The organism is Acidimicrobiia bacterium, assembly GCA_040880805.1.
Classification (GTDB): Bacteria; Actinomycetota; Acidimicrobiia; order IMCC26256; family DASPTH01; genus DASPTH01.
This window is the reverse complement of record JBBDHW010000033.1, coordinates 1-12,924: the sequence shown is the minus strand read 5'-3', so window position 1 is coordinate 12,924 and position 12,924 is coordinate 1. Positions and strand designations below refer to the sequence as shown.

General features: G+C 68.1%; 13 protein-coding genes. 10 read left to right on the top strand and 3 right to left on the bottom strand.

The window, feature by feature from the left end; all coding sequences use genetic code 11:
• Nucleotides 1–60: 60 nt before the first annotated feature.
• The gene (locus WD271_08305; protein MEX1007834.1) at nt 61–2,250 is read right to left on the bottom strand and encodes an MMPL family transporter; all 2,190 of its coding nucleotides are present in this window, start codon (nt 2,248–2,250) and stop codon (nt 61–63) included.
• Between the two features lie 97 nt (nt 2,251–2,347).
• Between WD271_08305 and dnaX the strand changes: the two genes are divergently transcribed.
• The 4 genes from dnaX to WD271_08285 all read left to right on the top strand — a co-directional run bounded on the left by dnaX (nt 2,348) and on the right by WD271_08285 (nt 5,671).
• Nucleotides 2,348–4,123 carry a DNA polymerase III subunit gamma/tau gene (dnaX, locus tag WD271_08300; GenBank protein ID MEX1007833.1) on the top strand — a complete coding sequence of 592 codons (1,776 nt, stop codon included), beginning with the start codon at nt 2,348–2,350 and terminating at the stop codon, nt 4,121–4,123.
• A 53-nt stretch (nt 4,124–4,176) separates the two neighbouring features.
• Entirely contained in the window at nt 4,177–4,491 is a 315-nt protein-coding gene (locus tag WD271_08295) for a YbaB/EbfC family nucleoid-associated protein (protein ID MEX1007832.1), read from the top strand.
• 14 nt (nt 4,492–4,505) lie between these two features.
• Nucleotides 4,506–5,114, top strand: coding sequence for a recombination mediator RecR (recR, locus tag WD271_08290; protein MEX1007831.1), 609 nt, complete (start codon nt 4,506–4,508; stop codon nt 5,112–5,114).
• Between the two features lie 122 nt (nt 5,115–5,236).
• On the top strand, nt 5,237–5,671 hold the full coding sequence (locus tag WD271_08285; protein ID MEX1007830.1) for a DUF4234 domain-containing protein: 435 nt from the start codon (nt 5,237–5,239) through the stop codon (nt 5,669–5,671).
• A gap of 16 nt (nt 5,672–5,687) precedes the next feature.
• Here the strand turns inward: WD271_08285 and WD271_08280 are convergent, their stop codons facing one another.
• Both WD271_08280 and WD271_08275 read right to left on the bottom strand, forming a co-directional pair.
• Nucleotides 5,688–6,146 carry an RDD family protein gene (locus tag WD271_08280; protein ID MEX1007829.1) on the bottom strand — a complete coding sequence of 153 codons (459 nt, stop codon included), beginning with the start codon at nt 6,144–6,146 and terminating at the stop codon, nt 5,688–5,690.
• A gap of 2 nt (nt 6,147–6,148) precedes the next feature.
• Complete coding sequence (locus tag WD271_08275; protein MEX1007828.1) at nt 6,149–7,333, bottom strand: acetyl-CoA C-acetyltransferase; 1,185 nt, start codon at nt 7,331–7,333, stop codon at nt 6,149–6,151.
• A gap of 75 nt (nt 7,334–7,408) precedes the next feature.
• Between WD271_08275 and ccrA the strand changes: the two genes are divergently transcribed.
• The 6 genes from ccrA to WD271_08245 all read left to right on the top strand — a co-directional run.
• Nucleotides 7,409–8,752: a crotonyl-CoA carboxylase/reductase gene (ccrA, locus tag WD271_08270; GenBank protein ID MEX1007827.1), complete on the top strand. Its 1,344-nt coding sequence runs from the start codon at nt 7,409–7,411 to the stop codon at nt 8,750–8,752.
• Nucleotides 8,745–9,026, top strand: a complete 282-nt coding sequence (locus WD271_08265; protein MEX1007826.1) for a PqqD family protein — start codon at nt 8,745–8,747, stop codon at nt 9,024–9,026. The genes ccrA and WD271_08265 overlap by 8 nt, the downstream gene beginning before the upstream one ends.
• Nucleotides 9,027–9,066: 40 nt before the next feature.
• Nucleotides 9,067–9,510 (top strand): S24/S26 family peptidase, encoded by a 444-nt coding sequence (locus WD271_08260; protein ID MEX1007825.1) that lies wholly within the window; start codon nt 9,067–9,069, stop codon nt 9,508–9,510.
• Nucleotides 9,511–9,550: 40 nt separating this feature from the next.
• The gene (locus WD271_08255) at nt 9,551–10,642 is read left to right on the top strand and encodes an IS630 family transposase (GenBank protein ID MEX1007824.1); all 1,092 of its coding nucleotides are present in this window, start codon (nt 9,551–9,553) and stop codon (nt 10,640–10,642) included.
• A 149-nt stretch (nt 10,643–10,791) separates the two neighbouring features.
• Entirely contained in the window at nt 10,792–11,748 is a 957-nt protein-coding gene (locus tag WD271_08250; GenBank protein ID MEX1007823.1) for a hypothetical protein, read from the top strand.
• Nucleotides 11,745–12,924 (top strand): hypothetical protein (locus WD271_08245; GenBank protein ID MEX1007822.1); only part of this gene is annotated, 1,180 nt, incomplete at its 3' end. The genes WD271_08250 and WD271_08245, both read left to right, overlap by 4 nt.

Sequence of the window (12,924 nt, the reverse complement as noted above, 5' to 3'; positions counted from 1 at the left end):
TCCTCCGCTCACTCCGTTCGCTTCGTCGCCGCGGCGCCGGACCGTCGTTCGTAGCGTTGTTCAGTGGACTTCGACCGACTCCTGCTCGTGGAGCTCAACGAGCTCGTCTTCGAGTGACTTGCCCGCTTCGATGTGCACGCGCGGCAGCACGCGGTCGAGCCACTTCGGGATCCACCAGTTCCAGTCGCCGAGCAGCTCCATCGTGGACGGCACGAGCACGAGACGCACCACAGTCGCGTCGACCAACACCGCCACCGCGAGCCCGAGCCCCATGATCTTCAGCGCGACCTCGGACCCGAACACAAAGCTGCCGAAGACGCACACCATGATCGCGGCCGCGGCGGTGATCACCCGCGCCGTGAGCGCGAGTCCATCGGCGACGGCGGTCGCGTTGTCGCCGGTGCGGTCGTACTCCTCCCGGATGCGCGACAGCAGGAAGACCTCATAGTCCATCGACAGCCCGAACACGATCGCGAAGATGAACACCGGTGCCCACGCTTCGATCGGCGTGGAGCGTCCGACCCCGATGAGGCTCGCGCCCCATCCCCACTGGAACACCGCCACGATCACGCCGAACGCGGCGCCGATCGACAGCAGGTTCATGATGACGGCCTTCAACGGCACGAGCAGGCTGCGGAACACCAGCATGAGCAGGAGGAACGAGAGCAGCAGCACCGCCCCTATGAAGAGAGGAAGGCGGCCCGCGGTGTAGTTCGCGAAGTCGTCGGCGGCCGCCGTGATTCCGCCCACCTTCACGTCGACCTGCTTGGCGACGACCGACGGGATCACGTCGTCGCGGAGCCTCGACACGAGCTCGGCCGTCTCTCGGGCCTGCGGATCGGTCGTGGGGAACACCTGCATGATCGCCACCGTGCCCTCGGCGTTCGCCTGGGGCCGCGTCGCGAACGCGACCCCCGGCACGGGTGCATTCAACGCGTCACTCAACTTGGAGAGCGCGGCGACGTCCGCCCCGCCGTTGGGCGTCTCGGCCGCGAGCAGCAGTGGGCCGTTGAACCCGGGCCCGAACCCTTCGGAGACGATGTCGTATGCGCGTCGCGTGGTGTCCTTCGCCGGCCGGTTCCCGGCATCGGCGAACCCGAGCCGCATCGAGAGCAGCGGCACCGTGAGCAGGAGCAACACGACGAGCCCGCCGATCAAGGCGGGCAGCGGGCGCCGCTGGATGACGCGGCTCCACCGGTACCAGCCGGACTTGCGGTCACCGGTGTCGACGCGCTTGCGGCGGCCGATCTTCAACTTGTCGATGTTGCGACCGACGAAACCGAGCAATGCGGGCAGGAGTGTGACCGACGCCAGCATGGTGGTGAGCACACCCACCGCGATCGCGATGGACACCCCGCGCATGATCGACGTCTTCATGAGCCACAGGCCGAGCACCGAGATCATCACGGTCGAGCCAGCGAACAAGACCGCGCGCCCGGCGGTGTCGACCGAGTGCGCCACGCTGCGTTCCGGGTCGAGACCCGCGGCCAGGTTCTCGCGATATCGGGTGACGATGAAGAGCGCGTAGTCGATCCCCACGCCGATGCCGACCATGGCGACGGCCGCGGTGGTGAATTCGGGCATGTCGAGGAAGTTGCGCATGATCAGCACGATCGCGACACCGGTGCCGATGCCGAACAGGGCGGTGCCGATCGGCAGCCCCATGGCGAGGACGGACCCGAACGCGATGAGGAGGATGATCATCGCCGCGGCGATCCCGACCGCTTCCGTGACGCCGTTGATGGGATTGGTGGCGAACATGTCACCGCCGTACTGGATCTCGAGGCGGGGCACGTGCACCTGGTCGCCGAGCTCCTTGATCTTCTTCCCGTCTTCTCGGAACTGCTCGTTCGAGCGGTCGGCGAAGTTGATCTCGGCGTAGGCGATGGTGGGATTGTCGGGCGCGATCTGCCGCTCGCCCTCGGGCGAGTACGGGCTCACGACGGTGACCCCGGAAATCGTCGCCTCGACCTTGTCGAACAGTCCCTGCATCGCTTCTTCTACGGCGGGGTCGTCGACGCCGTTCTCGGCCCTGAACGCGATCTGGCCCTGGACCTGACGGTCGCGGAAGCTCGACTTCTGGAGGAGGTCGAACGCAGCCTGGCTCTCGGTGCCGGGCAGCTTGAACTCGGTGTGGAACGCGCCACCGATCGCGCTCGACAGCATGAAGGTGCCGATCAGCAGCACGATCCAGGCCACGAGCACGCGTCGCCGGCGGCGGTACATCGTTCGCGCGAGTCGTTCGAGCACGGCAGGGGAACCTCGAGTTCGAGCGGGTCGGGGGCTCTCAGGATACGAGGCCGATCTCGTCTGATGCCGAGTCGGCGCTCGCTAAAGTCGGAGCGAGATGGCGTACCAGTCTCTCTACCGGAAGTACAGACCGCAGCGGTTCTCGGAAGTCATCGGTCAGACGCCGGTCACTACTGCGGTGCGCAACGCGGTGCGCGACGAGCGCGCCGGCCACGCCTATCTCTTCTCGGGGCCGCGCGGTACCGGCAAGACCACGATCGCCCGTCTCTTGGCGAAGGCGCTCAACTGCACGTCGCCAATGCCCGACGGCGACGCGTGTGGTGAGTGTGACAACTGCGTCGGGGTGGCCGACGGTCGCTTCCTCGACCTGTTCGAGCTCGACGCCGCGTCGAACAACGGTGTGGACGCGATGCGCGACCTCACCGAGAGCGTGCACCTCGGGCTCGGTCCCACGTCGACGTACAAGGTGTACCTGATCGACGAAGTGCACATGCTGAGCGCGGGCGCGTCGAACGCGCTCCTCAAGACGCTGGAGGAACCCCCGAGCCACGTCGTCTTCGTACTCGCGACCACCTCACCGGAGAAGGTCCTTCCCACCATCCGCTCCCGCACCCAGCACTACGAGTTCTCGCTCTACTCGCTCGACGAGATCGGTGGGCACCTCGCGTGGGTCAGTGCGCAGGAAGGTGTGGCTGCCGACCCCGGAGCGCTCGAGATCCTTGCTCGCGCAGCTGCCGGCTCGATGCGTGACGGGCTCTCGCTCCTCGACCAGGCCATCGCGCACGGCTCGCTCGACGTCGAGCAGGTCGGTTCGCTGTTCGGCGGCACAAACTTCGAGATGCGCATGCGCGTGCTCGAAGCGATCGCGAACGAAGACACCGCGGGCGCGCTCGTCGCGCTCGGCGAACTGCTCGACGCCGGCTTCGACCCGCGGCGAATCACCGAAGACCTCCTCGCCACTGCGCGCGACGGGTTCCTGCTCACCGCGGCCAAGGGACGCGTCCGCGTCGACGCGCCCGAGAGCGACATCACGCGTCTCGACGCGCTCGGCGAACAGACCGGCCCCGCACTCCTCGTTCGCACGCTCGAGACGCTCGGTCAGGCAATCGTCGACATGCGCGGCACCGACGCCGCCGATCCGCGTCTCGTGCTCGAGATCGCGCTCGTTCGCCTCGCGCGCCGCGACGCGGGCCCGCCGCTCCAGGCCCTCGCGGAACGCGTGGACCGGCTGGAGAAGCAGATGGGCGGCGTTCGGGTCCCACCGGGAGCCGCCGATGCTTCCTCGACGAAGGGTCCTTCGAAGAGCTTCGGTGCGATCCGCCGTGCGCGCGCGTCGCAGGCCGCTGAGTCGGAATCCATATCCGAATCGGAACCCCCGCCCCCGGCGGAACCGGAGATCTCCGAGACCCCGGCCGACGCACCGGCCGACGCACCGGCTGTCGAGATCGATGATGTCATCCTGGCGTGGAGCGATCTCCTCACCGCGCTGCCTCCCGCCACCAAGGCCGCAGCGCAGGAAGCGCAGCCGCTCTCGATCGAGGGCAACGTGATCACCTTCGGCGTGCCGAAGGGTCTCCTTGCGAACGCGAGGCCGCGGTTCCAGAAGGAAGCCGACACGATCCGCGACGCGCTGTCCTCGCGCCTCGGTCGGAAGATGAAGTTCCTGCTCGTCGCGCACGACGGCTTCGACGCGGAGCCGACGCGTGCGACTGCCCGAGGCAAGCCTGCGCCCGCCGACGAGAACGACCCCGACGATGACATCGATCTCACCGAGCTCGCCGACGCCGACGACGACGGCGCGGCGGTAAATTCGGTGAGCGTCATCGCCAAGCGCCTCGACGCCACCGTTGTCGAAGAACGCCCGCGCGACTGACGGCAACGCCTCCAGAGAACCCACCAGGAGCACCCGTGGCCAACCAGAAGCAGATGAACCAGATGATGAAGCAGGTGCAGAAGATGCAGGCCGACATGGCCTCGGCGCAGGAGGCACTCGCGCAGGCCAGGGTCGAGGGGTCGGCCGGGGGGGGAATGGTGAAGGTCGTCGTTACCGGTGCCGGTGAGGTGCAGTCGGTGCGGATCTCCCCCGACGTCGTCGACCCCGACGACGTCGAGATGCTCGAAGACCTCGTGCTCGCTGCCGTGGGCGACGGCCTGCGGCGCGCCCAGGATCTCGCGGCCGAGAAGATGGGCGGGGTCACCGGCGACCTCGACCTCGGCGGTCTCGGCAACCTGCTCGGTTAGGGCGCCGCGCACCTGTGAGCAGTCCGTACGCCGCGCCGGTCCAGGCGCTCATCGACGAGCTGGGACGGCTTCCCGGCATCGGGCCCAAGTCGGCGCAGCGGATCGCGTTCTACCTCTTGCAGGCCGCGCCCGAGGACGCGCGCCGCCTGTCGCGCTCGATCACCGAGGCGAAGGAGCGCATCACCTGGTGCCGCCGTTGCTTCAACATCAGCGAGGGTGAGCTCTGCACGTTCTGCGTCGACGACCGGCGCGACCCCACGCTGCTCTGCGTCGTGCAAGACCCGCGCGACATCGTCGCCGTCGAGCGCACGCACGAGTTCAAGGGTCGCTACCACGTGCTCCAGGGTGCGATCTCGCCGATTCAAGGCATCGGGCCGGAGCAGCTCCGGATCAAGGAGCTCCTGCAACGAGTCGCCGAAGACAGCATCACCGAGGTGATCCTCGCGACGAACCCCGACATCGAGGGCGACGCGACCGCGATGTTCGTGGCCCGTGCCCTCAAGGAGCTCGACGTGCGGGTCACGCGGATCGCGAGCGGCCTCCCCGTGGGGGGCGACCTCGAGTATGCCGACGAGGTCACGCTCGGCCGTGCCCTCGAAGGCCGCCGCCCGGTCGACTCGTAGTCGGGAGCGAACGGCTGCGAGCCGGGTACCCCGGCTCGCAGAGAGCGACCCATCGAGGAGGGTTGTTGACTCGGCCTCCCGCGCCGACTACCAATGCACCGGCCCACAGGGAGGAAACCGTCATGACCAGCGACACGCCCGCAGAGACTCCGCCGCCGCCGCCCGCGCCCGCGCCGCCCCCGGCGCCCGCCGCACGCGGAGGAGCGGGTCCCCTCGGCAAGGTGAGGAGCCCTGCCGCGGTGGTGATCTTCTCGATCATCACGCTCGGCATCTACTTCCTCTACTGGACCTACCAGATGTTCCGGGAGCTCAAGGAGCACACCGGTGAGGGGATCGGGCCGATCTTCGGTCTCGTGATCGCTCTGCTGATCCAGCCGGTGAACTGGTTCGTGCAGCCGTCCGAGGTCGGCAACATGTACGCGCGAGCGGGGCACGAGAAGCCGGTCAGTGGCCCGACGGGCTTCTGGAATCTGCTCCCGCTGATTGGCAGCATCATCTGGATCGTGAAGATCCAGAACGCGATGAACCGTGTCTGGGAAGGCCAGGTCGCAGCCTAAACCGCCAACTCGCCACTCAGCCCGGCCACTGCTCCACGGGGAAGTCGGCGGTGGGTACCACGTAGGTGCCCGCCACTTTGTCCTGCCACGTCTGCTTCTCCGGGTCCCAGAGCATCCAGAGGTATCCGAGCGCGAACGCGAAGCCCGACACGATGCTCATGAGCCAGCGCACGACGGCCCTGCCGGGGTCGACACGCCCACCGGTTGTCGCGTCGATCACCCGGATGCTCATGATGCGCATGCCGGGCGTCTGACCGCTGGCGCTCGCGATGAAGTAGACGGCGTAGGCCAACTGCACCAGCAGCCCGAGCACGAGACCGATGGCGACGGTTGTGAAGGCGTCGACCACCCGGTTCACCAGCCCGACGATCACACCGTCGATCAGCCAACCCGCGAGCCGCGGACCGAAGTCGGCACGTGGGCCGGTTGGGCCCACCCGGCGTGGGGGCGGAGGCGGGTACGGCTCCATCGACATCGCTACAGCGCGCGCACGATGGCGGCCTCACCCTGGCCGCCGCCACCGCAGAGCGACGCGGCGCCGAGACCGCCGCCGCGGCGGCGCAGCTCGTCGACGAGCGTGAGGACTACGCGCGCCCCGGACGCGCCGATCGGGTGCCCGAGCGCGATCGCGCCACCGTTCACGTTCACGACTTCGGCGCTGATACCGAGGTCGTTCATCGACGCCAACGCAACCGCGGCGAACGCTTCGTTGATCTCGAACAGCTCGAGATCGCTCACCTGCTTGTCGATCTTCTCGAGCGCGCGCACGATCGCTCGTGAGGGCTGGGTGAGCAACGACGGGTCGGGTCCGGCGACCATGCCGTAGCTCACGAGCTCGGCGAGCGGTGCCACTCCGAGTCGCTCCGCGTTCTCGGCGCTCGTGATGACCAGCGCGGCGCCGCCGTCGGAGATCTGCGACGCGTTTCCCGCGGTGATCGTGCCGTCGGGTGCGAACGCAGGCCGGAGCTTGCCGAGCGCCTCGGCAGTCGTGCCGGGGCGTACGCCTTCGTCGGTGTCGACGAGCACGGGGTCGCCGCGGCGCTGCGGGATCTCGACCGGCTCGATCTCCTCGGCGAACCGGCCGTCCTTGATCGCGGCGGCGGCGCGCTCGTGGCTCTGCGCGGCGAACTCGTCTTGCATCTCGCGTGTGATGCCGCCCATCTCGCCCGTGTAGCGCTCGGTGCCCGCACCCATGTGCACCGCGTCGAACGCGCACCACAGGCCATCGCCGATCATCGAGTCGACGAGCTGGCCGTGGTCCATCCGGTATCCCTCGCGCGCGTTGGGGAGGAGGTAGGGCGCGCGGGTCATGGACTCCATGCCGCCGGCCACCACGATCGCGGCGTCGCCCGCCTGGATCATCTGGTCGGCGAGGTAGATCGCGTCGATGCCCGAGAGGCACACCTTGTTCACCGTCATCGACGGCACCGACATCGGAATGCCGCCCTTCACCGCGGCCTGGCGTGCGGGCATCTGGCCGGCTCCGGCCTGGAGCACCTGCCCCATGATCACGTAGTCGACCTGGTCGCCGGCGATGCCCGCGCGGGCCAGCGCAGCCCGGATGGCGTGCGCGCCGAGGTCGGTGGCGGGGAGGGACGCGAAGGCGCCCGAGAGCTTGCCGATCGGCGTGCGGGCCGACGACACGATGACCGAACCGGGCATTTCGGGCCTCCGAACCTCAGCACTGGACGGATCGATCGTATCCCTCATGCGCCGGGGAACTACCTTCCGGTAACCATGACGCAGATTGATGCCATTCGTACAGCCATCGTCGACGGCGCGCCCGCCGCCGACTACGCCGGCTTCGAAGTCCCCGAGTCGTTCCGGGCCGCAGTGGTCCGTGCTGACGAGACGGAGATGTTCGCGGGGGTTCCCTCCGACGAGAAGGACCCGCGCAAGTCGATCCACATCGACGAGGTGCCCCTGCCCGAGATCGCGCCCGACGAGGCGCTCGTCGCGGTGATGGCGTCGTCGATCAACTTCAACACGGTGTGGACGTCGATTTTCGAGCCGATGCCCACGTTCCCGTTCCTCGCGCGCCTCGGCAAGGAGAGCGTGTGGGGTGCGCGCCACAACCAGCCGTACCACATCGTGGGCAGCGACGCCGCCGGCGTGGTGTTGCGTGTCGGTTCCGCCGTGCGACTGTGGAAGCCCGGCGACGCGGTCACCGTGCACAGCAACCATGTCGACGACCAAGATCCGTCCGCGCACGACGACTCGATGCTCGCGACGAACTCCCGCATCTGGGGCTACGAGACCAACTTCGGCGGTCTCGGCGAGCTCACGCTCGTGAAAGCGAGCCAACTGATGCCGAAGCCCGCGCACCTCACGTGGGAAGAGGCGGCGGTCAACGCGCTCACCAATTCCACGAGCTACCGGATGATCGTGAGCCCGAACGGCGCGCAGATGACGCAGGGCCAGACGGTTCTCGTCTGGGGCGCCGGCAGCGGGATCGGCGCCTACGCGTGCCAGTACGTGTTGAACGGGGGCGGTACACCGGTTGCGGTCGTGTCGAGCCCGGAGCGCGCTGCGGTGGTGCGCGAGATGGGCGTCGAGCACGTCATCGACCGGAAGGAAGAGAACTTCCAGTTCTGGAGCGACGAGCACACCCAAGACCCGGCCGAGTGGCGACGCCTCGGCAAGCGCATACGCGAGCTCGCGGGTACCGATCCCGACATCGTCTTCGAACACCCCGGCCGTCAGACGATGGGTGCGTCGGTGTTCGTGTGCGCGCGTGGTGGCACGATCATCACGTGCGCTGCCACGACCGGCTTCTTGCTCGAGTTCGACAACCGTTATCTCTGGATGAATCAGAAAGCGCTGAAGGGCTGCCACTACGCCAACTATCGCGAGGCGTGGGAGGCGAACCAGCTCGTCTGCGAGGGCAAGATCCACCCCGTGCTCTCCGCGGTGTTCCCGTTCGAAGCAACGGGTGAAGCGGTTGCCCAGGTGCACGCGAACGCGCACGAAGGCAAGCTCGGTGTGCTCGTGCTCGCACCCGAAGAAGGCCTCGGGGTCACCGATCGCGAGATGCGCGAGCGGCTCCTCGACAAGATCACACTGTTCCGCCGAAGTGGCTGAAGCGGCACCGCGACGCGCGGCGGGTGTGACCTACGAGGTCATCGACGGCCAGGCTGTCGTCATCGACCCGGAAGGTCGGGAGCTCGTCACACTCAACGAAGTGGGCACGCAGATCTGGGAGCACCTCGACGGGCAGCGAGGGGTGACGGTCCTCGTCGACGAGCTGTTGGGGAACTTCAGCGGCGTGTCACGCGAGGAGTTCGAGGCTGACGTCGTCGCCTATCTCGACGAGCTGCGTAAGGCGGGGCTCCTCGACCGGGACCCCGCCGGCTGACATGCGCGCCGAGCGCTCGCCGGGATGGGTTCCGCCTGCGGTGCGAGCGAAGGCGGCGGTGCTGCGCCGTCGGGCGTCGGCGGGAACGATGTGGTTTCGCGTCGACGGCGTCTCCATGGGCCGATCCATTCCCTGGGGATCGGAAGTGCTGGTCGTCCCCGCGGAGCGCCCGCGCGTCGGTGAGGTCTGGGCGTTCTGCACGGCGAACGGTGAGCTCGTCGTCCATCGTCATCGCCGCCCGATCCGAGGCGCGTACGTGTTCCAGGGGGACGCGAAGGCGAGTCCCGACGATCCGGTGCGCGCCGACCAGCTAATCGGTCGCGTCGTCGCGGTGCGCGCGGGCGGTCAGGTGCGCCGGCTCGGCGCGGGCGACCGGATCACCGGATGGACGATGAAGACGGCGCGGTTGGCGAGGGCCCGAATGCTGGAGACGCTGTGGCGAACGGGCGCTCGCGGCGCCGAACCCCGAGATTCTCTAGTGTAGTGTCCTTGATTTGACCGCGCGGTTGTGCGATGGTTTGGGCATGGCTCATCCCCCTGCCGAACGTCTCGTGTTGCTGCTCGAGGAGCGACTGGCGCTCGAGGAGATCGCGTCGAGTCCATCGCTGCCGCATCGCGCCGTGCGCGAGGCCCGCGGTCTGTTGATGGCAGCCGATGGGGTGGCGAACACCGAGATCGCCGAGCGCCTCGGCGTGTCGCGCTCGACAGTGCTCGGGTGGCGGTCCCAGTTCGTCGACGACGGCGTCGAGGGCGTCGGCAAGGTGCGCCCGGGCCGGGGCCGCAAGCCCACCATCGCGCAGAGCAAGATCGATCAGGTCGTCTATGACACCCAGCACACGACGCCGGTGGACGCCACGCACTGGTCGGTGCGCTCGATGGCCAAGCATGCGGGCATCTCCAAGACGAAGGTGCAACAGATCTGGTCGGCGCGAGGGCTCAAGCCGCATCTGGTGGAGACGTTCAAGCTGTCCAACGACGCGCACTTCGAGGACAAGCTCGTCGATGTCGTGGCGCTGTACCTGAACCCGCCCGAAGGTGCGGTGGTGCTGTCGGTGGACGAGAAGTCCCAGATCCAGGCCCTCGATCGCACCCAGGCGAGCCTGCCCATGAAGCCGGGACGGGCAGGGACGATGACCCATGACTACAAGCGCAACGGCACCACCACCCTCTTCGCCGCACTCAACGTGTTGACCGGCGTGATCGTGGGCAAGTGCCTACCTCGACACCGCAACGGCGAGTTCCTCAAGTTCCTGCGCCTCATCGACCGCAGCATCGACAAGGGCCTGCAGGTCCACTTGATCGTCGACAACTACGGCACCCACAAGCACGCCAACGTGAAGGCGTGGCTGGCCAGCCACCCGCGCTTCCATCTCCACTTCGTCCCCACCAGCTCGTCGTGGTTGAACATGGTCGAGCGGTGGTTTCGGGAGCTCACCACCAAACGACTCAGGCGAGGCAGCTTCGCCAGCGTCCCCGAGCTCATCGCCGCCATCGAGAAATACATCGCCACGCACAACGACGACCCGAAACCGTTCGTGTGGACCAAGACCGCGGATGAGATCATCGAGAAGGTCAAACGAGGCCGCGTCGCACTCGAGCAAGCGCGCGTCAAATGAAGGACGCACCACTAGTTGTCGGTGTCGCTCGTGTCGAAGGCGTCGGCGAGCAGGCCCGAGAGGGGCTCGCGACTCACGATCTGGGGGCGCTGGTACGGGACTCGGGTAGTAGCCACTCGTGTTCCTCCACGACTCGTGAGCAGGGAGCCATGGTAACCGCTCAGGGCGTGCTCGACCGCTGCACGATCGACCTTCTCGGGCTGCCGACCGAGCTCGCGGCCGACGAGCCACGCGCCGCCCACGCGCTCGCGTCCGTGCTCGGAGCCGCGCGTCTCGCCGATGCCCAACCGAGCGTGCGTGTACGAGCGTGTTCGAGCGCACCCGCGGTCCCGGCTGCGCCGCCGACCTCGTCGACGCCCGAGTTCGAGACCTGGCGTCCGGTCAGGGGTGAGCTCGTGCTCCGGCATCGCAGCGGTCTTACGGCTCGAGCAACGAGCACCGCGATCGACATCGGGGGCAACGCAGTCCACTTCGACGCGAGCTTCCGTCGTACGTTGCTGTCCGCGCTCGCCCACCTCCTCTCGCAGCACGACCGTTCGGTTGTGCACGGCGCGGCCATCGCCACCGATGGGCGCGCCGTTCTCGTGCTCGGAGGAACCGGCTCGGGGAAGTCGACACTCGCGGTGTGCGCGCTCCGAGCGGGTTGGGACGTGCTCGCCGACGATCTCGTCGCGCTGCGCGGCTCCAGCTCCTCGACGATGATCGGGGGCGTGCCGCGACCGTTGGCAGTGCCGTCCGACGTGCTCGACGACGACCCCTTCGACACCCAACCGATCGCCGACGATCAGCGCGGTCGCCGCGAGCTGCCACCGAACGTCGTCGCGTCCGGCTGGTACCCGCTCGTGGGAGCGATCGTCGTCGACCACGCCCGCGAAGCGCGCGGTGCCGTCGAGCGGATCGATTCTCACGCGCTCCTGCACGACCTGCTCGGTTCGTGGGCGCCGCTCGAGGATCCGCGCGACGTTCGGCAGGTGCTTCCGCTCGCCTCTGCGGTCGCGCGCAGCCCCGCGGCGGTGGTGCGCCTTGGCCGTGACCCGGCAACGCGCGCCGCCGACGCAGCCGCGTCGCTCGAAGAGGTCCGTTCGCGGTTCGGTCTCTTGGCATGACCCCGCGCAACGCCGTGGAGCTCCGGATCCAGCCTGTCCGGCGCGACCGCGGACGGATCCACGCCGCCGCCCTGCTCGGCGCTCCGAGCGGACAGGCGGAGGAGATCTTCTTCTCGATCGACGAGTACGAGCACGACGCGCTCGTCGACGGCGCCGATCCGTTCGTCGTCGCTGCCGTTCCTCTCGCGATGCGACGCGGGCACGACGTCCGCGTGGTCGGCGCCGCCGTCAGCCCGTCGTTGCTCGATTCGCTCGAGCGATTTCAAGAGGTGTGGCACAACTGGTTCGACTATCCGATGGTCGACGTCGTCGCCGAAGAGGAGCGCGAGCGCGACGCTTGGCCGAGCATGGCGGTCACCTCGTTCTCGGGCGGTGTCGATTCGGCGTTCACGGCGTATCGGCACACGCGCGGTCTCGCGCGCCGAGATCGCCGGCTCGTTGCCGCAGTCATGATCCACGGTGTCGACATCCCTCGCGTCAACGTCGTGGGATTCACGCGATCCGCCGCGCGATCGCGGCGGATGGTCGAGAGCGTCGGGCTCGACCTCGTGACCGTCCAGACCAACCTGTGGGAGCTCGTGGGCGGTCGCTCGTACCCGATCGCGGCCGGCCTCTCTTCCGTGCTCCACCTGCTCGGCGCGCGGTTCGGTACCGGTCTGATCCCGGGCACCACGAGCTATCGGCACCTCGTGTTCCCGCTGGGCTCGAGCCCCGTCTCCGACGTGATGCTCGGGAGCACCAGCCTCGAGATCGTCCACGACGGCGCCGGCGAGGAGCGCTTCGAGAAGCTCCGTCATCTCGCGAACTGGGACGAGGCGCTCGACGATCTCCGGGTGTGTCTGGCCGACCCGCAGCACCACCGCAACTGCGGCCGTTGCCTGAAGTGCATGCTCACGATCCTGACCTTCCGGGTCCTCGACGTCACACCGAGATGCTTCGAGTCGCTCCCGTCGGAGGCGGCCATCCTCGAATGGGTTCCGTCGCTCCCGAGTCATCCCGTGTACGTACAGGAAGCGCAGACCCTCGTCGACGAAGCGGCGGCACGCGGCCTCGACGAGCGATGGGTGCGTGCGATGCGACGGAAGCTCCGGGTCATCCACGCGAAGCAGGGGATCCGCACAGTTGCTCCCGCGTGGTCCGACCGGGCGACGACCGCCCACCGTTGGGTGAACGAAC

Coding starts and splice junctions, on each gene's coding strand:
- WD271_08295 (MEX1007832.1), top strand. CDS start 4,177: ATGAACCAGATGATGAAGCAGGTGCAGAAGATGCAGGCCGACATGGCC.
- WD271_08255 (MEX1007824.1), top strand. CDS start 9,551: ATGGCTCATCCCCCTGCCGAACGTCTCGTGTTGCTGCTCGAGGAGCGA.
- dnaX (MEX1007833.1), top strand. CDS start 2,348: ATGGCGTACCAGTCTCTCTACCGGAAGTACAGACCGCAGCGGTTCTCG.
- WD271_08250 (MEX1007823.1), top strand. CDS start 10,792: ATGGTAACCGCTCAGGGCGTGCTCGACCGCTGCACGATCGACCTTCTC.
- WD271_08285 (MEX1007830.1), top strand. CDS start 5,237: ATGACCAGCGACACGCCCGCAGAGACTCCGCCGCCGCCGCCCGCGCCC.
- ccrA (MEX1007827.1), top strand. CDS start 7,409: ATGACGCAGATTGATGCCATTCGTACAGCCATCGTCGACGGCGCGCCC.
- WD271_08275 (MEX1007828.1), bottom strand. CDS start 7,333: ATGCCCGGTTCGGTCATCGTGTCGTCGGCCCGCACGCCGATCGGCAAG.
- WD271_08280 (MEX1007829.1), bottom strand. CDS start 6,146: ATGTCGATGGAGCCGTACCCGCCTCCGCCCCCACGCCGGGTGGGCCCA.